Origin of the sequence: Methylorubrum sp. Q1 (assembly GCF_004683995.1) — a bacterium.
In the GTDB taxonomy this organism is placed as follows: Bacteria; Pseudomonadota; Alphaproteobacteria; order Rhizobiales; family Beijerinckiaceae; genus Methylobacterium.
Genome location: NZ_SRHQ01000015.1, coordinates 127,719 through 149,012, shown reverse-complemented (window position 1 = coordinate 149,012; position 21,294 = coordinate 127,719). Strand labels below are relative to the sequence as shown.

Below are 21,294 nucleotides of genomic sequence, written 5' to 3'. Positions count from 1 at the left end.
TCTAAGCGGTTACTCCGAGGCTCTGTTCGAAAGGCCGCTTATGGCGCTCAGCCGAACAAGGGCGAGCGAACTCCTGCCCCCCTTACAGACCTTCGAGCCTGTCGGCCCAGAAGCCCGCTCCGTAGGAAGAATTGAACCTATAAGCCGCGGCCGCGCCATCAGCATGTCGTGCCTATTGGTGACCGCTTTCAAACCCATGACCCCTCATCGCGCGGGGAGCGCGGTTGTCGAGGCCTCCAAGTCTTGGCGAGATGGGTGATCAAACACTCCACCTTTGGGCTCACAAGCCGACGGGAGGTATGTGGCGCCCAGAGTTCGGTCGGCGGACCCTCCGACCAACCCCAGCAAGTCTTGAGGATTCCCGCGGGCGGCGCCGGCCTCAGGCCGGCGTGACGGAGACGACGGTCCCGTCGGTTACGAACACGATCAAGCCCATACGCGCGCCGGTCGCGGCGAGGTAGCGCGCGACCGGCGCGCGATAGCCCAGGACCGCACCCTCCTCCGGGGCGACGTCGCTCTTCCAGTCAACGACCACGTCCGGCTGTCCGTGCTCGTCGCAGGCCAGTGCATCGGCCACGCCCGAGGTCGCCCGCTCCTCCTCGTCGAGGGCCTCGTAAGCGTAGACCGGCACCTCCGCGCGGAGGCGTTCGCGGATGCCTGCGACCTGCGGGAGGGCGAGCGCCCTGGCGACGCAGGCGGCAATATCGGCGGGATCGAGCGCGGCCGGCCGGCCGTCCGCTCCGCACGGACGCAGGTGCCCCGCGAGGAAACGTGCGCGGGCCTCCAGCCCGTCACGCTCATCAAGCTCCCCGGTGAGGATTTCCTCCAAGAGCTTGTGGATGACCGTGCCTCGCTCCCGGCCGCCTTGCGGAGGCGCCGGTACCGCTTCGGTCGGAATGGGCAGCGGCTCGGAGCCGGCGTCTTCGAAGCCCGGCACCGGGGCGTCGTCCCGGCTCGGCACGATCCACGTTAGCCGCCGATGGCGCGCGACCGTCGCCGCCTCCGAGGCGAAAACCTCGAGCGTCTGTTCGTTCAGCGTCTCCGTCACGGCCGCCATCGGCCGGAGCGGAAGCCGTTCCAGATCGATGGCGGGGACGGCGTCGAGGCCGAGAGCGATCACCGACGCCCAGGAGGTCCGGTCGGACGGCTCGGGGAAGCGCGGCAGCACGAGGGTCTCGCGGGCCCGCGTGGCCGCGACGTACCAGAGCCGCACCCGCTCGTTGCCGACCTCGCGGCGTTCGCGGTCCAAGGCATCCTCGTACCCGGCCGGGCGGACCCCGAAGACCGGGCAGTACAGGCAGTTCGCCGGTCGGTCGACGAGGGCTCCGCTCACGGCCTTCGTCCTGGTCGAAGTGTTGATCGGAATAACCACGGGCCACTCAAGGCCCTTGGACGCGTGCATCGTGAACAGGGAGACCGCCGCCTCCTGGGCGTCGGGCCTCCCCTCGACCGTGCGCGTTCGCCCGTCCCAGGCCGCCTTCATCGCCGTGGCGAAGGCGCGCAGGCCGCGCACGGCGTAGGGGCGCGACATCTCCAGGAAGAGGTCGACGTTCGCCAGCGCGCGCTCGGCGTGGCCGTCGTGCCGTTGCCGGACGACGGGCCGAAGCCGGATCGCGTCCACCGCCTGGCTCAGGATGTCGTGCGGCGTCGTGCCGAGCGCCTGCCTCGCCAGGACCTGCAGGCGCCCGATGACCTCCCGCGCGACCGGGTGGGCGACGTGCGCGACATCGAGGCCGAGTCGCAGCTTCTGCCGCGCGTCGGGTCGCTCGGGGTCGCGCGGCAGGGCGTCAACCAGGTCGAGCAGTTCCTCGTCGGTGAGGCCCACCGCCGGGCCGCGCAGGAGCGCCCCGAGGGCCAGGGTGTCGCGAGGGTCGGCCAGGACCCGCGTCAGGGCGATCAGGTCCTGGATCTCCTGCCTGCGGAAGAACCCCTTCCCCGCCTGGGTCGACACTGGGATGCCCCTGGCTTCCAGGGCTTCCTCGTAGCGCCACAGGTCGCTGCCGCTCGGCGCGAGGAGCGCGATGTCGCCGGCCTGGAGGATCCGGGTCCCGTTGCGGCTGCAGGTCACGAGACGCTGGCCGATCAGGCGCGCGCATAGGTCCGCGACGGCTTCCGCCTCGGCGTCGCGCAGGGCGTCGGCGCTGCGCTTCCCGTCCCCCTCCGCCGCCGGGATGTCGAGGGCGGCGACGCAGGGACCCCGGTCGTGGTCCTCGTGGAACGGGTCGAGGGCGACGTAGCCCGGTTGCCCCTCCACCTGCAGCACCTCGCGGAAGCGGTTGTCCACGAAGGCGAGGATCGAGCGGCAGGACCGGAAGTTCGTCGAGACGGAGATCACGTCATCCGGCGACTTGGCGCGGATGCAGTCGCGCGCCTGCACGTAGGTCGACACGTCTGCGCCCCGGAAGCGGTAGATCGCCTGCTTCGGGTCGCCGACGAGGAAGAGCGCACCGGGCCGCAGCACGCGGTAGGTCCAGGTCGCGCCGGCCGCGTCGGCGGGCAACTCACCGCACAGGAGCCAGAGGATCTCCGCTTGCAGCGGATCCGTGTCCTGGAACTCATCGACAAGGACGTGGCGGTACCGCCTGCCGAGCGCCTGCCGCACCTCCTCGTGGTCCCGCAGGAGCGTGGCCGCCGATGCGATCAGGTCGTCGAAGTCGAGCAGGGCGCCCGCGCGCTTCCGCTCCTGGTAGCGGCGGAGGACCTCGCGGACCTGCACGACCAACCTGACCAGGAACTCACTGGCGGCGTTCGCCCGCATGCTCTCCCACGTGTCGCAACAGGCGCCGTGCAGGGACTTGGCCGCCTCGTGGAACAGATCCGCCTCGACCTTAGGAATCCCGACGGCCTTGGCGGCGGCCGCCCACTTGCCCTTCCCGCCACGATAGCTCGCAAACCCGCCGTCCTTGGTGCACAGGCTCGGCTCAGGCTCGGACGTTAGCAGAGAGACGACCGTGGCGTCGTCGTTGCCGTCGAGGTGGCGGACGCGCTCGGCCATGGCCTGGAACGCCAGCAGGGCCGACGCGGTCTCCTGCTCGGCTACAGGGCAGGCGCGGACGAAGTCGGCGAACGCGGTAACTCGTCCGCGGAAGGCCTCCGTCGAGTGGGGCAAGGGTTCCGCAGGACGCGTTCCGACCGTACGCCCCTCGCGCAGGCACTCCGCCACCCGGTCGACCGCGTCCTTCGCCGCGACCGGGTCCGCCAGCACCATCTCGGCGACAAGGCCGCCGCCGCCCGAGAGACATTCCCGCAACCACTCGTCGAGGAGGTCGCGGAAGATGCCGTCGGCTTCCGCCTCGTCGGCCACCCGTGCCCCCGGATCGATGTCGGCCTCGACCGGGTAAGGCTTCACGAGGCGCTGGCAGAAGCCGTGGATGGTCGTGCAGACCAGCTCGTCGAGCCGGGCCTCCGCCTCGACCAGGTTCGCACCCTGGAGCGGCGACAATCCGTGCGGGAGTGCGAGCCTCAACTCCTCCGGGACCTCGCCGGCGAGCAAGTGGGCGACGACGTCGCCGACCCGCTCAAGAAGTTCGCTCGCGGCGAGTTCGGTGAAGCTGACGGCCGCGATTGCTCCGGGGGCGACGCCGGAGGCGAGCATCAGGGCGATCCGGCCCGACATCAGGGCCGTCTTGCCGGAGCCGGCCCCGGCCTCCACGATCATCGACCGCTCGTGCGCGGCGATGGCGAGAGCCCGCTGGGCGGCGTCGGCTAGGGTCCTGTCGTGCGCGGTCATTAGGCGGCCTCCCAGATCCCGGCGGCCTCGCCGAGCACGACCCTTACGGCGTCCCGCTTGCGCGGGCAGTAGAGCTCGCTGGCGTTGGCCGGGAGCGCGAACGACAGGTCGTTGTATGCATCCTCCGCGTCAGGGCCGGGATGCGCGTTGCCAGCCCTGAGGCTGTCTCCAGCCGCCGCAAGGTGGCGGGCGAGGTCGCCGAGCGCCGTGTCAGGCTGGTCGAGGGGCAGGCAGATGTCCTCCTTCGGGTAGTGAAGCGAGGCGTCGACGGAGACGCCCGGGCCTAGAAGGACTCGCGCGGCGTAGCCGTACAAGCACCGCTGCAGCTCGCGTCCGCCGGCAAGCACGTCGGTGGGCTTGCGCGGCTTCTCGGTCTTGTAATCGCGCACGCGCGCCTCCGAGCGGCACTCGGACAAGTCCAGCCGGTCAATGAAGCCGGAGATGCGAAATTCCGTGCCCGGGATCTCGACCGGCAAGCTGTGGTCCCACGGCACCGCGGCCCCGGCCCGTTTCGGGGCCTGCCCGCCGAACGGCACCTCCACCCAAGTGGTCTGCCCGGCGTAGGCCGCATCCGGATGGGACAGGGCGGCCAGCGAAATCCCAGTCACCTCGTCCAGGGTCCGCCGCCAGACGAGCGCTGGGGGGACCGGCCTCTCGCGCTCCCACGCGGCGGCGACCGAGGCCACGGCGGCGGCCAGCGCCTCCCGTCGGCGGTCCGCCGACGCCGCCGCGAAGCCGCCCCCGGTCTCCAGAGCGCCGACGGTGGCTTCGAGAACCTCATGCATGAGGCTGCCGAACGCCCTGGGGTCGAGCGTGAGGGTCTCCTCGCTCGGGTCCGCGGTCTCCAGGCCGAGCCCGTAACGCCAGACGAAGCCGAGCGGGTCGCGCAGCAGCTTGCGCAGCGACCGGGCCGAGTGGACGCGCCCGAGCACCGAGAGCACGACGGGATGGTTCGGGCGTATACGTCCGTCGTGGGCCGTGAGCCCGGCGCCAGCCCAGGCCCTCCAGCAACTCGCGGCAGCCGTGGCCTGGGCTGTCCCCCGGAACTCCTCCGGCCTCGCCATCAGGCGGTCAATCTCGCCGACGGCGTGCTCGGGGACCCGGTTCCGGCCGAGGTGCGTCCCGTCGGGGTGCCCGCGCAGGAGCGGGCTCTTCCCGAGCAGGCGGCCGTCGGCGCCGCGGCGCGGACGCGAGAGAACGACCGCCTCGGAGCTGGTCGACAGGATGGCGGCGAAGTCGCCACGATCGGAAACCGAGCGCGGCACCGGCTCGAGGATGCGGGATGGCACTAGGTGGTCCGATAGCAGCCGGTCCTCGGAGGCCACCTGCGGCCAGCCGCGCGAGCTCAGCCCGAGCAAGCGGACGAACCGCCTGGGGGCGCAGGCCAGGGCTGAGGCCGGGGCCCAGACGACCGAGGTCCCGGCGTCGGCATCGTCGTCGATGCGCTGGTGCGACAGCGTCAGGTCGACGACCGCCGGCGAGCCTTCCAGGAGCGCCTTCCGCCAGATCCGCAGCGAAAGTCCATGCAGCAGGGTCTCGCCAGCCTCCGCGGCGGCCGACGTCCCCCGTGCCAGGAGCGACAGGATGGCGCGAAGGTCCTTGGCGACGGCTGGCCCCTCGGGGCGGGTCAGGACGTCCTTGCCGGCGAGCAGGCGCTCCCAGGCCGCTAGGTCGGTCAGCGGCGCCTCTCGCGGGAGCATGGCTGTCCATCCGGGCGGGAGCGTCCCGAACGGACCGGGACCTTGGCGCAGGAGCGCGGCGAGGCGCCGGATGCCGTCCTGCGAGAGGCCCCTCACCAGGACGTCCGCAAGCGCGGCCGCCGCCTGTCCCTCGCGCACGGAGGCGGACGGGACGCCGTGGACGAAGCGAATGTCGAGGTGCGCCTCGGCCCGCAGCGCAAGCACGACGTCGTCGTACTCCTCAGTGCGGCAGGCGGCGATGGCGATCTCGGACGGCCGGGCGCGGCCGGACGCCATCAGTCCGCGGGCCCAACGGAGCGCCTCCAGCACCTCGTGACGGGGCGTCGCAGCGCTGCAGACCTCGACGACGGGGGCCTCTGGCTCACTGGAAACGACCCGGATGGCGGTCGCCGCGATCCATTCGGGGACGGGCCGCGGTCCCGAGGCCCAGGTGACCGCGACGCGCTGGGCAAGCGCGACGACGACGGGGCGCCAGCACGGCGCCAAATCCGAGAGGTCGACGAATTCGACGGGCCCGAGGATGGCTGGCGCGTGGTCGATCCGCACCGCGGCGGCCGCGGCCATGTCGCCGGGGCGCAGCATGCCCGGCGGCAGCGCTGCGACCACCGCCCGCTCCAGGTGGGCAATGGAGGCGACGCGGTCGCCGCGGCTGGCAGCGGCCTGTAGGTCGAAGCCTGCAGACCATGCCTTGCGCAGCGTTTCTGCCGCCGCGTCGATCATCCCCGGCAGCGCCTTGATGGGATCAAGCTCGCCGAGTTCCGTCTCGGGAAGCACCGCTTTCAGGGTCGACTTGAGCGTCTCCTCGTCGACCGGCCGCGCGAAGCCCCCCGCCAAGCGTGCCACCAGGGCGTCGATGGATAGTACGCGGACGCCATGCTCCCCGCGCCGCGCGGCGCCCAGGCGTGCGTCCGCCGTCGCCAAGCGGCCCTGGACCACGACCGCTCGACGAGACACCATACCCGACAACCTTAATCTCAGGTCGCGGTAAGTCTCCGAATTTACCTCCGTATGGTCAAGCTTGGTCGACTGTGGATATCGGGCAGAACGTCGCGTTTCGATGGCCGGGATCTGACGGGTGTAATGGCGGCTTTCGACACCGTCCGAACCCGAGGCAATCGCTTGATCGGTGGCAGCGGTCTACTCCACGCTGATGGTCCTGACGCTCCTCGCGCTGTCAGGTGTGCTTACCCTATTCGTCATGGGGTATGTTCGCCCCGAGTTCATGTACCGGATCGCGTGGCCTTGCCTCCGCCGTTTCCGGGCGGGTATCGCACGCCATTCCTTCGGACTTTTCCGCTTTGAGTGTCAGGCACAGGTTCCGAGGATGCGGCGGGCGACGGCCGGTATCGACGCTGCGTCCAGACGCTCAGCTGTCGCAGCCTTTGTGAGTAAGGCGTCCGTGAGGTAGGGGTCGTACTTCTCCCGGGCTGGCTTGGCGGCGAGGACTGCCAGCACCTCGCTGTCGGGCGGCGGCGATCCGGCCATCTCGGATAGGACTGCGCGCAAGTCGTCGGCGGAGCAGTCCCGTACCTCGACGGTGTGCCACAGGGGGGATGCTTGGAAGTTGCGCGCCAGAAGCGCCAGCGCGAGGGTCTCAAGCTTGAGGCTCCCGACCCAAGGAAAGATCACGCAGTCGCGCTTGATCTGCAGGATGGAGCGCCGGTCGAGGCCGTCCGCACGGAAGGCTTGCCTGCCCTGTTCGAGCAGCGCGCGCGCGCCGGGGTCGAGGAATGCCGGCACGTGCGTGCCGGCCAGGCACCTCTGCATCGCCGCCACGACCTCGTCGTGGATGGCGGCCCCGTCCCCGCCGAACCGCGGCGGCAACGCGGCCACGGTCGGGATTACCAGGAGCACCTTGGCGCGCGCGTCGATGCTCTCGACCCGCCATCTCCGGCCGTTGAAGATGATGGTCTGTCCCGGTGCGAGCGTCGTGTCGAGCGGCACGGTGCCCAGGGTCTTACCGCCTGCGACGACCACCCGGTACTCCTCGTCCACCTGGAACACGGCGTAGAAGTCGTAGCCCGCCGCGAGGCGCTCGCCGGCCCGGCCCAGCATCAGCAGGCCGTCCGGAGACATCTCGACAAGGGACGCTTCCGGTCGGGCGATGGCGCGTAGCACCTCGACGAACAGGTCGCGACCGACGTTCCGGAACGGGCCCCGGCGGCACAGCACCTGCCAAGCCGTGTCCGGGCGCAGGCCCCCGGTCTGGGCGATCAACGCGAGTACCTGATGGACGAGGGTGGAGAGGTGAAGCCCCTGCACCCGCGGCGGCTCGCACCACCGGTCTAAAAGAAGCTCGACCATGGCCACGGCCTGCGCGAGGTCGAGCCTGAGCCGATCGGCCGGGTGAAGCGTGGGGGCAAAGGCGTGCTCCGCCACGTAGATGCGGAGGATCGACGGCTTCCCCTTGCGGCGGCCTGAGCGTCCCAGGCGTTGGCGGAGGGACGAGACCGACCAGCCGGGCCCGATCTGGGCCACGCTCTCGACGTCGCCGATGTCGATGCCGAGCTCCAGCGTGGTGGTCGCCACTGCGGTGGTGGGCCGCCCGTCCTCCCGCAGGCGCGTCTCGACCGCCTCGCGCTCGGCCCGCGCCAAGTTGCCGTGATGGGGGAAGAACTCGTTGGGCAGGCGCGCCGCCTCCGAGAGCGAGCGGAGGCGGTCGGTGAAGATCTCGACGTTCTGGCGCGAGCCGGCGAACAGGAGGTTGCGTCGGCCCCGTAGCACCTCGAAGAGGTGTTCGGCGATAGGTCCGACCTCGGCCGATGCCGGGTGGGATCCGTCCTCCGGGCGGACAGGGAGGGTGCCCCTGGCGGCGGGGCCGGCGGGGGGGAGCGCTGGCGTGTCCCGTGACGGCTCACGGCGCTGGGGGCATTCATAGCCGCGAACCTGCAGAAGCAGGTCGGAGCCGCCTTCCCGGCTCTCGACCAGCCTGACGCGGCCGGGCTCGCCGGGACGCAGCGCCTCACGGGCGAGCGCCATGTCGCCCAGCGTCGCCGAGAGCCCGATCCGGTCGATCCGGTCGCGGCCCGCGCCGGCCTCGATGCGCGACAACACAGACTGGAGTTGGCGCCCGCGCTCGGTCCCGACGAAGGCGTGGAGCTCGTCGATGACGATGGCGGCCAGGGCGCCGAACAGGCGGGGCGCGTCCCCCCCGCGGCGAACGAGCGTGGCCTCCAAGGACTCGGGCGTGATGAGCACCACGCCCTGCGGACGATCCCTGGCCTTGCGCTTGGCGTCCGCGGACACATCGCCGTGCCAACGGTGCAGCGGCAGGTCGCAGGCTTCGAGCAGGCTTTCAAGGCGTCGGAACTGGTCATTGATGAGAGCCTTGAGTGGGCTCACGTAGAGCACGGAGAAGCCGGGCCGACCGCCGTCCAGGGTCGGCAGCACCCGTGACAGGAGGGGCAGGAACACAGCCTCCGTCTTGCCGGCGGCCGTGCGCGCGGCGAGGATCACGTCGCCGCCAGCGAGGATGGCGGGCACGGCCTGCTCCTGGACGTCCCGTAGCTCCGACCAGCCCTGCTGCCAGATCCAACGGCGGACCGGCTCGGCGAGCTTTTCGAAGGCCTGCGAGGCGCGGTCCTCGGAAAGGGCCGGGACCGGGGCCGCGGCGGGGCCGGTCACAACTGAAGGCGCGCTAGTTCGTCGTCGCGATGGACGGGCTCGCCGTCGTCCGGGTCGGCCGCGACCGCCAACTCGTCGACGCCGCCGCGGTCCTCCGATACGGTCACGACGCCGAGTCGCTCGCGCCAGTCGGTCCCGGGGTTCTGCTCCAGGACCGCGAGCAAATCGACGAAGGCCTTTACCGTGTTGCGGGGCGTGCGGAAGTAGGCGTCGCCGACGCGCGCCCGACAGTGGTCGAGGAACGCGTGCAGCGCCTCGTCCGGCACGAGGTGGCGCATCGGATCGCCGCCGGCGAACACGGTCCGCAGCCGCTCCAGCAGGACGAGCATCTCCTCGGGGGTCAGGTTCTGGAGCCTCACCACGGGCCCCGAGAGATCGACGAGCCCATCGGTGGCGAAGCTGTTCCCGGCGAGGCGGGACTGGAGCGCCTCGTACGAGTAGAGCCCCCGCCTTGTGTCAAGCATGAACTCGGGCGTGCCCCCGAGCACGAATCCCAGTCCCTCGACGGTGCCCTGCAAGACGTCGTTGAGAATGCGCAGGATCTGCTCGTAATTCTGGTTACGGGCCTGGGCGCTCTGGAGCTTGTAGAGGTTCACGAGCTCATCGAGGCACACGAACAGCCCGCCGTAGCCCGCCATGCGGACGAAGCGGGCGAGCAGCTTGAGGCTGTCGTAGACGTTGGCATCATCGATGATGCTGCGCACGCCGAGGTCCTGCCGCGCTTCCGTCTTCGTCGTGTACTCGCCGCGCAGCCAGCGAAGGGCGTTCGCCTGCCGCGTCTCGTCGCCGTCCTCGTGGGCGGCCGCGTAGGCCGCCACCACGGTCGCGAAATCGTACCCCCCGACCTGTTCCTGCAGGTCGACGAGCCTTGCGCGTATCCAGGCCTCGGTGCCGCGGCCTTCCCGGCTCGCATGCTCGATGGCCTGGGCTACGAAGCGCTCCAGGACGTTGCGCAGCGCCCCCCCGTCCGGCGCGGTCCGGGTCGCGAGGTTGCGCACGAGTTCGGCGTAGAGCAGGCGAGCCTGTCCACCGGTCGCATGGAGGCGCCGGTCCGGGGCCAGGTCGGCCTGCACGACGACGAGGTTCTTGGCGAGCGCAAGCTGCCGCACCAGGAACAGGAAGAAGGTCTTGCCAGCCCCATATTCCCCAACGACGAAACGCATCGCGGCGCCCCCGTCGGCCACCCGCGTGACGTCAGCGATGAGCGCTTCGATCTCCCGGCGCCGGCCGACCTGGATGTGCTGGAGACCGAGGCGGGGGACGACGCCGGCCCGCAAGGCGTTGATGACGGTGTCCCGGTCTCGGGGCTTGATGAGGGGCGCGGACTTGGTCCCAGGGGCGGTCATGCGGCTTCCGACAGGGTCTCGGGGAGCAGGTGCAGGTTGACGTGGACGGGATCGCCCTCCTCGACGAGGACGTCGTCGAAGCAGTCGTAGGCCCACGCGTTCAGGTCTTCCATGGCGGCGCCCGGCATCAGGCCGAACTCGCGCGCGAGGCGGTCGAACTCGGCCCGTGGCCAAACCGGTCGCGCGATCAGCTCGCGCAGGAGGCGGGCGTGGCGGGGGTCGAGGCCGGCGAAGACTCCGCCAGCCTCCGCTGCGTCCTCCTCGGCTCGTGCGGCCCCGGTAGATCCGGCGTTCGCCGATTCCGGCTCGGTATCGAAGACGCCGGCGAGGACGGCGCTGATCGCGAGCGTCTCGGCTCTGATCGCTATCAGGCGCTCGGCATCGACCTGGTCCGCCGCCTCGGCGGCTACCGTGCGTTCCCCCTGGACGCTCGACGTGTCCGTGACCGCCACCTGTCGCGCCGCCGCCGCCGAGGGGCGGGGCGCGGCGATGGGCGCCGGGGCGCCGGGGATGGCGTAGGTTCTCTCGCTGCCCGTTCCGAGTGCGACGCGGACCAAGTCGTCGGGAGCCTCGGCGGCCCGCGCCGCATCGGGGCCGGGACCTGCCCGGTGCAGCGCCGCGTAGAGGCGGTCTTGATCGAGGCCCATCTGCCTGAACGCCTTTTCGAGGAGCGCGATTTCCGCCCGGTGATGGCTGCCGTCACTGGAGGCAACTCGCACAAGTGCGTCGCCAATGGATTGCCTTTGCCCGGTATCGAGCTCAGAAAGTCGGGAGCGCAGCGACGGCAGCTCGGCGGGATGGGCTTCGAGCCAGCATGCGTCTGCAGCCAGGCGGCGTCGCTCGTCAGGGGCGAGGCCAGGCGTCGTTGCCACCAATTCGTTCAAGGTGGAGCGCTCATCGTCGGTGACCTCACCGTCGGCCTTCGCCACCAGCATGCCCACCGACAAGGTCAGGAACGCCGCCTTGTAGATGTCCGACGGCGGGCCGACCGACTCGCTCGGGGCGTCGAGAGGGAAGAGTAGCACGGCCGACGAGGAGGGCGCGCGCACGGGGAAGCGCGGGTCGGGGATGAGCCCCAGCCCGAAGCGGCAGAGCGTGTCCGCGAGGTCGCGGAGCCTTGCCGGCGTGGCCTTCTCCTGGGGCTGCCCACCCACCCGCGCGCACACCTCCTGGAAGGGCACGGGTGCGCCCGCGGCCGCGCGCGCCGCCAGCCAGGCGAGGCCGTCGCCCGCAGCCTCGCGCGACGCGCTCCTGCGCCTGCCCGGCGGCAGCAGCGCCAGGGCTTGCAGGGTCTCGCCGGCCGAGGCGCCACCTCTCCCGAGGTACCGGCTATATGCGTCGAACCGCTCGGTACACAGCTCCAGCAACTCGCGGCCGGTGGCGAGCGCCTCGGGGTAGCGTGCCAGGTCGGGCAAGCCCTCCGCGCCGGTCGGACTCAGGTCGGCGCTGAAGGTTCCGCTCGCGGCGCGGTACAAGATAGGCGAGGTTCCGCCCTTGCGAACCTTCAGGGGCAGGCCCCCGGACGGGTTCCTGCGACCGAATTCAGTGGCGAACTCGGACCTGAGATGCTCGAAGGCGCGACGTGCAGGGGTCCGCACCCGAGTTTCGGGATGCGACATCGTCCATGCCAGCAGCCAGTCCGCATCGACCGGCCGCCCGTCCCGGATGCGAGCCCCGACCGCGATGCAGATCGCGAGTGGGAGGTCCCCGCCGCTCGGGAAGAAAACGGGCGCTGGATCCTGCCCGGGCGCGAGGTCGAGGATGTCGAGGACCGCGAGAAGGTCGCCGGCGTAGCGACGGAACGAGCCGTGGTGGCCGTATACGGCGAGCAGACGCTCCACCTCGGCACGGATGGCTGGGCGGTCCTCGACGGATCGCTCCAACACTGCGCGCCGCTCCAAGCCGTAGAGGTAGACGAAGACGTAGCCGATGTACGTGTCGGGTCCGGCGCGGTCGCCCGACAGCCATTCAAGGAACGCGCGTCGCGAGGACGGTCGCATGCTCTCGTAGGCCGGCCAGTAGTCCATGTGCTGGCCGACGGCATCGGCGTTGCTCTTGGAGACGGTCAGGCCCGGATCGACGAGGCAGTTGTCGTTGCGGCCGTAGCCTTCGGCGGGTGCCAGAATCCGGCCGACGTAGACCAAGCCGGGGATTGCGAAGCCGGCGACCGTCGTCCTAGCTCCCGCGGGTATCCATGCTTTGTCACCGGCAGTCCTGTGTGGCGACGGCGACGGTTTCGCCGGCGGCTTTGGCGTCGCCGCCACGCGGTCCGGGCGGCCCGCGGGACGCGAAGGCGGCGCTTCCGCGCTCGCCGACAACTGAGGAGGCAAGCCCCTTGTGCCGAATGTCGCCCGCGGCTCGGTCGGGGTACTCGGCGGGGTGGTGGGGGGGGCACCGTCGGCTTGAACGAGCGCTACAGGCGGGACGACGGGGTATAGGCTAACGGGCTGGGCTGCCGGAACGAGCGGTGCGCCTACCGGTGGCTGGCGGACCGTGCTGTCGGGGTCCCTGGGAACGGTCGCGGGTGGCGGGGCCGGCCCGCCTTGGGCGTCGCCAAGCCGTTCCGAAGTCTTGTCGGGGTCGTTCCCGGAGGCGCGGGCCGCGCCCGACGCAGCCCGGGAACGCCGCCGCATGCCCCAGAACGCCAGGAGGCCGCCGGCCAGGAGCCCAAGCGCCCAACGCGGCATCGCATCCGACCGGCCTGGGCCGGAACGGGCCGAGGCTTCCCCTTCGGTCTCGCTGGCATCCGTGAATGCCCTTGTAAGGTCGGGCGCGGCGTTGGCGGCCGGGGCGGTGGGAGGGTCGGTGACGGGCGGCGCTTGCGGCGCCGGGTCCGAAATTGCGGCGCCGCCCCCGGGAGTGGTGAGGGACTCGATCCCTCCCTGGGCCGTACCGTCGGCTGTTGCCGCCAAAGTAGCCGGAAGGGCCGGTGGCGGGGGTGTGCTAGAGGTCGGCCAAGTGGGTGCCGATACGGAAGGGGTGGCCGTCTCGATCCCACCCGGCGGGGCAACAACGGCCTGCCTACGTTCTCGCAAGCGGGCTACGGTAACGGAGTCGGCGCGTCCGCTTGGAGGCAGGCCTTCCTTTCGCTGAAAGCGGAGGAGGGCTTGAAGTGACTGGCGACCCCATCGCCCGTCGATGACGCCGGGATCGAAGCCGAGTGCTTGAAGGTCGGCCTGTACGGTGCGCGCAAGCGCACCCGGCCCACCTTGCTGTGCCGAAGCCGGCGACTGGATGGAACTGCTCCCCGCGAGGGCTGTCATTCCGCAGAGGAGCAGCCACCGCGGCGCGGTTCGCATTGCCTTGGCCACGTAGGTCGCGCCCCCACTCGCAGCCGTCCGATCCCCGGTCCTGCGCCCTTATAACGACTGTATTCTAAGTTGCTGGGTCAAACCAAGGCCCCATCTGCAACCTATGAGACTCACTACCTCCTCACTTTTAGATTCTGACGTGCCCCCCGTCTTTCATCCAGCGGCAACCAGAGACCTGCCGGTGTTGTCGCGCATGAGCGCAGGTGAAACAACGGGCGGGGTTAACCCCGCCCGTTGCTGTTCGAGCCCGGCAGCGAATGCGGCCGGGGTAGCGTAGCCGAGCGACGAGTGCGGCCGCTCGGTGTTGTAGTCGTCCACCCAGCGCGCCAGGATCGAGCGGGCATGGCTGATGGTGAAGAACAACGTCTCGTTGAGCAGTTCGTCGCGCATGCGACCATTGAAGCTCTCGACGAACCCGTTCTGGGTCGGCTTGCCCGGCGCGATGTAATGCCACTCGACGCCGACATTTCCCGACCAGGCGAGCACCGCGTTCGACGTCAGTTCGGTGCCGTTGTCGCTGACGATCATTTTCGGCCTGCCGCGTTCGGCGATCAGATCGGTCAACTCGCGCACGACCCGCCGGCCCGAGATCGAGGTGTCCACTACCGCCCGGAGGCATTCGCGCGTCACGTCGTCGACGATATTGAGCACGCGGAACCGACGGCCGGTGACGAGCTGGTCGTGCACGAAGTCCAGGCTCCAGCGCTGGTTGGGGAGCGCCAGCACCGGCGCGGGTGCCCGCGCGCCAACAGCGCGTCTTCGTCCCTTCCGGCGCCTGACCGTCAAACCCTCCTCGCGATAGAGCCGCTGGGTCTTCTTGCGGTTGATCATGATGCCGTCCCGGCGGAGCAGGATGTGCAGCCGTCGATAGCCGAACCGTCGGCGTTGCTGCGCCAGTTCGCGCAGCCGCGACCGCAGGTCGCCATCATCCGACCGGCACGACCGATACCGCATGCTCGTGCGGTCCGCCCCGACGACCGCGCAGGCCCGCCGCTCGCTCATCCCCAGCGTCGTCTGGAGATGGGCGACCGCTTGCCGCTTCGCGGCGGGCGTCACCACTTTTTTGACAGCAGGTCTTTCAACCCCGCATTGTCCAGCATCGTGTCCGCGAGCAGCCGCTTGAGCTTGGCGTTCTCCTCTTCGAGTGACCGCAGACGTTTTGCGTCGGATACCTCCAGGCCGCCGAACTTCGCCTTCCATGCGTAGTAGGTCGCGCTCGACATCCCGTGCTTGCGGCACAGCTCCGTCACTACCGCGCCCGCCTCGGCTTCCTTCAGAATGCCGATGATCTGCTCTTCCGAAAACTGCTTCCGCTTCATTCCGTCCGTCCCTTCCAGGGCCGGTCTCTAGTTCCAGGTGGATGAAGAAACGGGGGTCACGTCAGTCGCGCATTCGCCCGAGACCGCATCCTCCGACCCACTCGCACGCGCCTTTCTGCAGCACCTCGCTCAAGAAGAGCGCAAGCGACTCAAGGCCAGCCATCGATCAAGCTCATACGGTTTCGAGGTCGAGCCGATACTCGGCGACGAAGATGCAGTCGAACGCATCGTGGCGCAGGAGGAGGCGAATCGACCCGAGAGCGCCCACGTACCTGTGCCTGCGGATCTCGCCGCCGTGGCCGTCATGCTCGCCCGCGCCATCGAGGCGGAGCCTGGTCTCGTGCGCCGGCTGCGCCGTGAGGCGCCCGTCGTCGCGCTAGCTACCCACGTAACCGATCTTGTCGAGCCTGTGCGGATCGTCGCAGAAAAGTGCCTCTTTGGTCCTGACACTAAGGTTGTGGATCTCGCCATTGGGAGAGCACGTGAACTGAGCCGCAGGAATGCCGCCCTATTCGTCTGCGACGGCGTCGGCCGTGAGGCGCGGCCGGAGAAAGGTAACGAGGTAATTGGCACGGCGTTGCATGTCCGGATCCCGATCGTGGGCATTGCGCCCGATCCGAAACGGCAATTGCCGCGTGACCTGCTGCGGTCCGCCGAGCATCAGATCGCTTTGGCGAGTCTGGATCAGACCGGTCTGGCTCTTGTGGTCGAGGCTGTCGTGGGTGGCCTCCCCACCAGGCGGATCGATACCAATCTGCTGCGCATGATCGACATTGCCGATCTGCCCGTCGCCTTCCGCAGGACCGGCACGCCCGATGCTTGCATCGAGGCGCTGGAGCGGATCGTCTCTGCCAAGGCTGAGTACTTAGGTGTCGGCCCCGCATTGGAAGAGCTCGATGGCTACGGTGAGGCAAAAAGTTGGGGCTTGGCCGCTGCAGCCGACCTGCAGGCCTATCGCATTGGCCGGTTAGGCTGGGCCGAATTCGACCATCGAGGTCTGCTGCTTTCAGGTCCACCTGGGGTCGGCAAGACAAGCTTTGCCCGCGCCTTGGCCAAGTCTGCGCGCGTACCACTGGTGGCGACCTCGGTCGCCGAGTGGAACGCCGCCGACTACCTGTCCGGCACACTGCAGGCGATCCGGAAGGTCTTCGCACAGGCCAAGGCCCAAGCGCCCTGCATCCTATTCATCGACGAGCTCGACGGCATCTCCGACCGCGGGCAGATCCGTGGTGAGTACGTGCAGTACTGGACTCAGATCGTGAACCTCTTCCTTGAGCTTCTCGCCGGGGTGGATGAGCGACCGGGCGTCGTGGTGGTTGCGGCAACGAACTATCCGGAGAAGATCGATCCTGCGGTGAAGCGGGCAGGGCGCTTGGACAGAGAGATCGCAATCGTCAAACCTGATACTGCAGCTCTGGCTCAGATCTTCCGCCACCATCTCGGGCGCGAGATCCTTCCGGATGCACCGATGCTGCCCCTGGCACTGGCCGCACGCGGCATGACCGGCGCGGACGTGGAAGCCTTCGTTCGGCGAGCCAAAGGAACGGCGCGCCGTAATGGCCGGGCGGTGACCGTGGAGGAGGTGCTGGCTGAAATCCGCCAGGGCCGTCACCCGCTTCCGCCTACGATCAGGCACCGTGTCGCCATTCATGAAGCTGGGCATGCAGTCGTCAGTCATGCTCTCGGCTTTGGCACGCTCGTGGACCTCTCCCTGCATGATAATGGCGGGCAGGCCTGTTTGGAATTCGCTGCCGACGGAGCTGCGACTCTCTACGAACTGGAGGGGGCAATCGCGTCTCTTCTGGCGGGCCGGATCGCCGAGGAGGTGGAACTTGGTGCCGGATCAATCGGTGCGAGCTTCGGTGCCGGTTCCGATCTTGCTTTGGCGACTGCGATCGCGCGCGACATCGAGCTGACCTACGGCCTAGGACATCTGGGCAACGTCGTCGTGGAGGCAGCCTCCACTGACATGGTCCTGATCGGAGGGCTGCTGCCAGCCATAGCCGAACGCCTGCGGCGCGCGAGCGATCGGGCGCGGAACATCCTGACGGAGCAGAGGGCCTCATTACAGGCAATCGCTCGCGCGCTCGAGGAGACCGGCTATTTGTCCCATGAGGACATCGACCGCATGCTGTCTTCAACTGCAACGCAGGTGAGCGCCAAGCCTGTTGCGAGCGCCGAGGAGGTACGATGATGTTTGCGCTACATCCAGCCGCCCCGGATGTGGGTGACCTCCAGCCGCTCTCTGACGCAATCGATGCACTGTGCGACGTCGTTGACGGAGAACGTGAGGCGGTCATCGAAGGATTGGCCGAAATCGTCCGACGGCGTACCGCGTTCGAACGGTGCAAGCAGGCGTTCGAAGATCGCGATCGCTTCGTGTAAGAGACTCGGTACACTGTCGACATACAGCCATCCATTCCTTCGTTGTTCCTGATCGAGAAGGTCGATGGACGGAGTCGGGTTCAAAGCAGTCCTTCGTGTCCTAGGCAGAACCCAGGTAGAGTTTGCGCGCGAAATTGGCGTGTCTCTACGCACTGTCCACTATTGGGCAAGCAAAGGCCCTCCATCGGAGGTGGCCTATCTGCTCGATCTGATGGCTGCTCATGAGCTGCCATTTGGGTTTTTGTCTGATAGTGATAGGGCTTCGATTGAGCAGCCCCTTGAAGCCGAATTAAACCGACTCCTCACTGCGGCTGGAGACAGTCGCCGTGAGGAGGTTATGTCAACTGTCGAGAAATGGCTGAGTGAAAGCCGGAAACAACTCGTCGGATCTGCTGAATAATGCCGAATGTGTCATACGGTCTTGCTCTTAACGCAACCTGTTTGGCTGTCTAGCGCGGCGATATCATCTAATAATAACGCATAGTACGAATTTCGTTCGGAATTTTTATTGGAATACGCTCATGGTGATCCGCCCCCAAGTAAGGTAGTTCGCCCCAAGGTATAGCTTTTGAGCCAGTGGAGTTGACCCGGTTTGTAGTCCACGGTGCGGCCGGATCTGCGGGCGAGATGAACTTGGGCAGGACGGGCGTGGCGGCTCCGAAGGTGGCTTCATCGAGGATGGCTAGATACTCCTGAGCAGTCCGGCTCATGGCCTCGGGCGGGAGGCCGGTAGAGCCTTCAACCCCTTTCTGTCGGTTGGCGTCGGCCTTGATCAGGCTGCCGTCGATGGCAAAGCCCTCGCCACCGACCAGCCCTTCGGCGATGCAGCGGGCGAGTGTTGCTGCGGATCTCAGCAAGCCGAATGGCCGGTTTGCCGTTCATTGGACGACAAGGGCAGCTTGATACGCAGACCGGTGGATGCCGGGACTGCCCGCGCCCACGGAAGGGTCCCTCTGCAGCGAAGGGTGCGGACATGAAGCATGTGGACTTGGCTGACCTCATCGTCCCCTCCTTTCCGTGGCTTAGCTTCGACATGACGAGGCCGGGCAGGTCATCGCCCTGATGGGCGCATTCCCTGGCCGGCGCCGCCGACGAGCGAGGCATGACTCGACCCTGGCGCCCAGGCAAGCGCGTCGACCTTGGCGTCCAGGGCGCAAGAACCAATGAACTGAATCACTTAGCAGGGATCTGCAGGCTGGTACGGATCTCCGCTCGGCCGTTACAGAACTCCCACAATCCGTTACACGTCCCTGGAAAGCAGCTGGTTCAAGGCACTTGCAGCGATAGGAATCTATTGAAAATTTTACGGCTGTTTTCGCTGGTTCTCTCCGAGCGTCGAAAATGGCGCTCGAAACGGAGAACGGGTGCGGGCAGGCTGCGACGATCTGCACCATCTTGCGGTGCAGATAGCTTTCCAAAACTGCGTGGAGGGAGCGACTCGCTGCCGGCCCTCGTCTTCGTCAGCTCGCCACCGAGGATGGCGGCCATCGGCGTGAGACCGAGGCTAGCGCCGCATGGGGCAGGCTTGAGAAAGGGTAGAGGAACACTGGTGACCATGACCGCCTCATCCACGAGGCAGCACGGCAGAGGGTGCCGGATGACCTCGTCGTCAGCTTTTTGTGGAATGCGCGAAGCTGCTCGTGAGCAGATCTGTCGCCGTTCCTATGAAGCGAGGGGCCGACACGTTCAGTGACCTTCCTAAGCTGACCCAGAGATCGATGACATCGACCGGGGCCGAGCAGAATCGTTAACCTAGGGTCTGAACCGTACCAACATATTTCGATCGCTTTCGCTTTGTGATTTTGAGCCGCCGTTTTGCAGCATGGAGGCCGCGATGGTGGACCTGTTCTGGCTCTCGGACGCGCAGTGGGCCGTGATGGAACCGCACATGCCCAGGAACCAGCCCGGGCCCGAACGCGAGGACGACCGCCGGATCATCTCCGGCATCCTGCACGTGCTCACCTGCGGGTGCCGCTGGCGGGATTGCCCGGGGGAGTACGGGCCGCGCACCACGGTCTACAACCGCTTCAACAGATGGTCGCGGCGCGGCTTCTGGCGAGCGATGCTGGCCGACCTCGCCAGGGCGGGGTGGTCGGGCGAAGCGGCGGCCATCGACAGCACCTACGTCAAGGCGCATCGTTCGGCCCAGGGCGGAAAAGGGGGGCCAAAGCGCAAGGCATCGGTCCGTCGCGAGGGGGCCAGACGACCAAGATCCACGCTCTCACCGATGTTCTCGGACGCCCGGGCGTCCTCCTGCTGACGGCGGGCAACGCCAGCGACGTGCGCACCGCCCCGGATGTGCTGGCCGAGGCCCCAGGCCGTATCCGCCGCCCGACCGCCGACAAGGGCTACGACGCCGACTGGTTGCGAACCGACCTGCGGGAGAAGGGCATCACACCCATCATCCCCGGCAAGCGCGGCCGAAAACGCAAAATCCGCCATGACAAACGGCGGTATCGCGAGCGCTGGCGCGTCGAGGCCACCTTCTGCCGCCTCAAGGATTTCCGTCGCGTCGCGACGCGCTACGACAAGCTCGCCCGAAACTACGCTTCAGCCGTAGCCCTCGCTGCCGTCATCGCCTTCTGGTGCTGATCGAGTCCAGACCCTAATAGCAGCGACGATAGACGCAACGGCGTCCGCCGGTTTTCCCTGGGCGATCAGGCAAAAACTTTCGCGGGCTGTGGATCCTTGTGAGATCACCCAAGGACGCCGCTCCCGGTTCCAGGCCCTCGCTCGCAGGGCGATGGGCCCGCGTTACCTGCTTCGATGTGTAAGCCCGCGACACTGCTCCGCCATGTCGGGCGTCGCTGCCGTTCCTCCAGCCGGGGGGCATGCCGCCGAACAGGAAACGGGCCGCCCTCTCGGAGGAGGACGACCCGTTTTCCGTTCCCGTTCCCGGCGCCAATCCCGATCAGAAAGAATGGCGCCCAGGGCGCTGGGGAAGAGGGAGTTTTCGCCAGCCGACAAACTTCAGTCGTCGCTGCCGACAATCCACCCTCTCGTACCGACAAACTTCATGCGTCGGCACAATCAGCGCTGGACGACGACCCGGGCGCCGACCTTCACGCGACTGTAGAGATCCGTCACATCCTCGTTGGTCATGCGGATGCAGCCGGAGGACACCGCCGTGCCGATCGTTTCCGGCTCGTTGGAGCCGTGGATGCGATAGATCGTGTTGCCGAGATACATTGCGCGTGCGCCGAGCGGGTTCTCGATGCCGCCCTTCATGTAGCGCGGCAGATCGGGACGGCGGCGCAGCATCTCCGACGGCGGGCGCCAATCGGGCCATTCGCGCTTCATCGTGACGGTCTGCGTGCCGCCCCAGGTAAAGCCGGGACGACCGACGCCGACACCGTAGCGCAGGGCCTCGCCGCCGGGCTGGATGAGGTAGAGCCGGCGCTCGGCCGTCGAGACGACGATGGTGCCGGGGGCGTAGGGTCCGGAATAGGGAACCGTATCGCGCGGAATCGCGGTCATCTGCGGCACGGTCGATGCAAGCGGGTCAGCGGCCGAGGCGGGCGCGCCCGGGACATCCGCCGGGAGAGCCGCGTTGGCGGTCGGCAACGTGTTCTGCGGGCGCACGCGCACCGTCAGAACCTCGGTCAGCGGCTGACGCGTGAGCGGGTCGATCTCATAGGCTGCGGCGGGGCTTGCCAGCGCGAACGTCGCGCAGGCAAGCCCGCTCAGGGCAACGACGAAACGGCGCATCAGGGCCTCTCGGGGCAGGCGAAGAACAGGGGACGCGGTGGAACAACCGCCGCACGATGCCGTGCGGACCCTCGCCAAGGCGTAAACGCTCCCGGTTTAAAGCCAAGCTTGATTTGCAGTGCAGCACCGCTTCGGCCAGCCTCGTGACCGTGTGGCCACACTGTGGCAGCT

Annotated in this window: 9 protein-coding genes and 2 pseudogenes; 2 read left to right on the top strand and 9 right to left on the bottom strand. The window is 68.3% G+C overall.

Annotated elements, in window-relative coordinates; translation table 11 throughout:
- Nucleotides 1-379: 379 nt before the first annotated feature.
- From E4V01_RS15865 to E4V01_RS15840, 6 genes are all read right to left on the bottom strand, one after another.
- The gene (locus tag E4V01_RS15865; RefSeq protein ID WP_135298996.1) at nt 380-3,730 is read right to left on the bottom strand and encodes an exodeoxyribonuclease V subunit beta; all 3,351 of its coding nucleotides are present in this window, start codon (nt 3,728-3,730) and stop codon (nt 380-382) included.
- Nucleotides 3,730-6,387 (bottom strand): PD-(D/E)XK nuclease family protein, encoded by a 2,658-nt coding sequence (locus tag E4V01_RS15860; protein WP_135298995.1) that lies wholly within the window; start codon nt 6,385-6,387, stop codon nt 3,730-3,732. The genes E4V01_RS15865 and E4V01_RS15860 overlap by 1 nt, the downstream gene beginning before the upstream one ends.
- A 348-nt stretch (nt 6,388-6,735) precedes the next feature.
- Nucleotides 6,736-9,054, bottom strand: a complete 2,319-nt coding sequence (locus tag E4V01_RS15855; RefSeq protein ID WP_135298994.1) for a DEAD/DEAH box helicase — start codon at nt 9,052-9,054, stop codon at nt 6,736-6,738.
- Entirely contained in the window at nt 9,051-10,400 is a 1,350-nt protein-coding gene (locus tag E4V01_RS15850) for an ATP-binding protein (protein ID WP_135298993.1), read from the bottom strand. The genes E4V01_RS15855 and E4V01_RS15850 overlap by 4 nt, the downstream gene beginning before the upstream one ends.
- Nucleotides 10,397-13,663, bottom strand: coding sequence for a TerB N-terminal domain-containing protein (locus tag E4V01_RS15845; RefSeq protein WP_210234751.1), 3,267 nt, complete (start codon nt 13,661-13,663; stop codon nt 10,397-10,399). Before E4V01_RS15845 ends, E4V01_RS15850 begins: the two co-directional genes overlap by 4 nt.
- A gap of 201 nt (nt 13,664-13,864) precedes the next feature.
- Nucleotides 13,865-15,030 (bottom strand): IS3 family transposase gene (locus E4V01_RS15840; RefSeq protein WP_371688524.1). Its coding sequence is split into 2 segments (ribosomal slippage): nt 13,865-14,769 and nt 14,769-15,030, totalling 1,167 coding nucleotides; the frame shifts between segments, so codons are not numbered across the junction.
- 37 nt (nt 15,031-15,067) lie between these two features.
- Here E4V01_RS15840 and E4V01_RS15835 point away from each other — a divergent pair.
- Entirely contained in the window at nt 15,068-17,224 is a 2,157-nt protein-coding gene (locus E4V01_RS15835; protein ID WP_135298990.1) for an AAA family ATPase, read from the top strand.
- 8 nt (nt 17,225-17,232) lie between these two features.
- Here E4V01_RS15835 and E4V01_RS15830 read toward each other — a convergent pair whose 3' ends face one another.
- Nucleotides 17,233-17,499: a hypothetical protein gene (locus E4V01_RS15830; RefSeq protein ID WP_135298989.1), complete on the bottom strand. Its 267-nt coding sequence runs from the start codon at nt 17,497-17,499 to the stop codon at nt 17,233-17,235.
- Between the two features lie 512 nt (nt 17,500-18,011).
- A pseudogene (locus tag E4V01_RS15825) lies at nt 18,012-18,257 on the bottom strand (IS5/IS1182 family transposase); the annotation flags it as partial.
- 980 nt (nt 18,258-19,237) lie between these two features.
- On the opposite strand from E4V01_RS15825, the pseudogene E4V01_RS15820 reads away from it, so the two are divergent.
- Nucleotides 19,238-20,007, top strand: a pseudogene (locus E4V01_RS15820) (IS5 family transposase).
- A 438-nt stretch (nt 20,008-20,445) separates the two neighbouring features.
- On the opposite strand, the gene E4V01_RS15815 reads toward E4V01_RS15820, so the two are convergent.
- A complete protein-coding gene (locus tag E4V01_RS15815) occupies nt 20,446-21,123 on the bottom strand; it encodes a L,D-transpeptidase (protein WP_060770081.1) in 678 nt (225 codons plus the stop codon).
- Between the last annotated feature and the right edge of the window lie 171 nt (nt 21,124-21,294).

What these genes read in the sequence shown, in the direction of transcription:
- E4V01_RS15865 (WP_135298996.1), bottom strand. Translation starts at nt 3,730, where the DNA reads ATGACCGCGCACGACAGGACCCTAGCCGACGCCGCCCAGCGGGCTCTC.
- E4V01_RS15815 (WP_060770081.1), bottom strand. Translation starts at nt 21,123, where the DNA reads ATGCGCCGTTTCGTCGTTGCCCTGAGCGGGCTTGCCTGCGCGACGTTC.
- E4V01_RS15860 (WP_135298995.1), bottom strand. Translation starts at nt 6,387, where the DNA reads ATGGTGTCTCGTCGAGCGGTCGTGGTCCAGGGCCGCTTGGCGACGGCG.
- E4V01_RS15850 (WP_135298993.1), bottom strand. Translation starts at nt 10,400, where the DNA reads ATGACCGCCCCTGGGACCAAGTCCGCGCCCCTCATCAAGCCCCGAGAC.
- E4V01_RS15845 (WP_210234751.1), bottom strand. Translation starts at nt 13,663, where the DNA reads ATGACAGCCCTCGCGGGGAGCAGTTCCATCCAGTCGCCGGCTTCGGCA.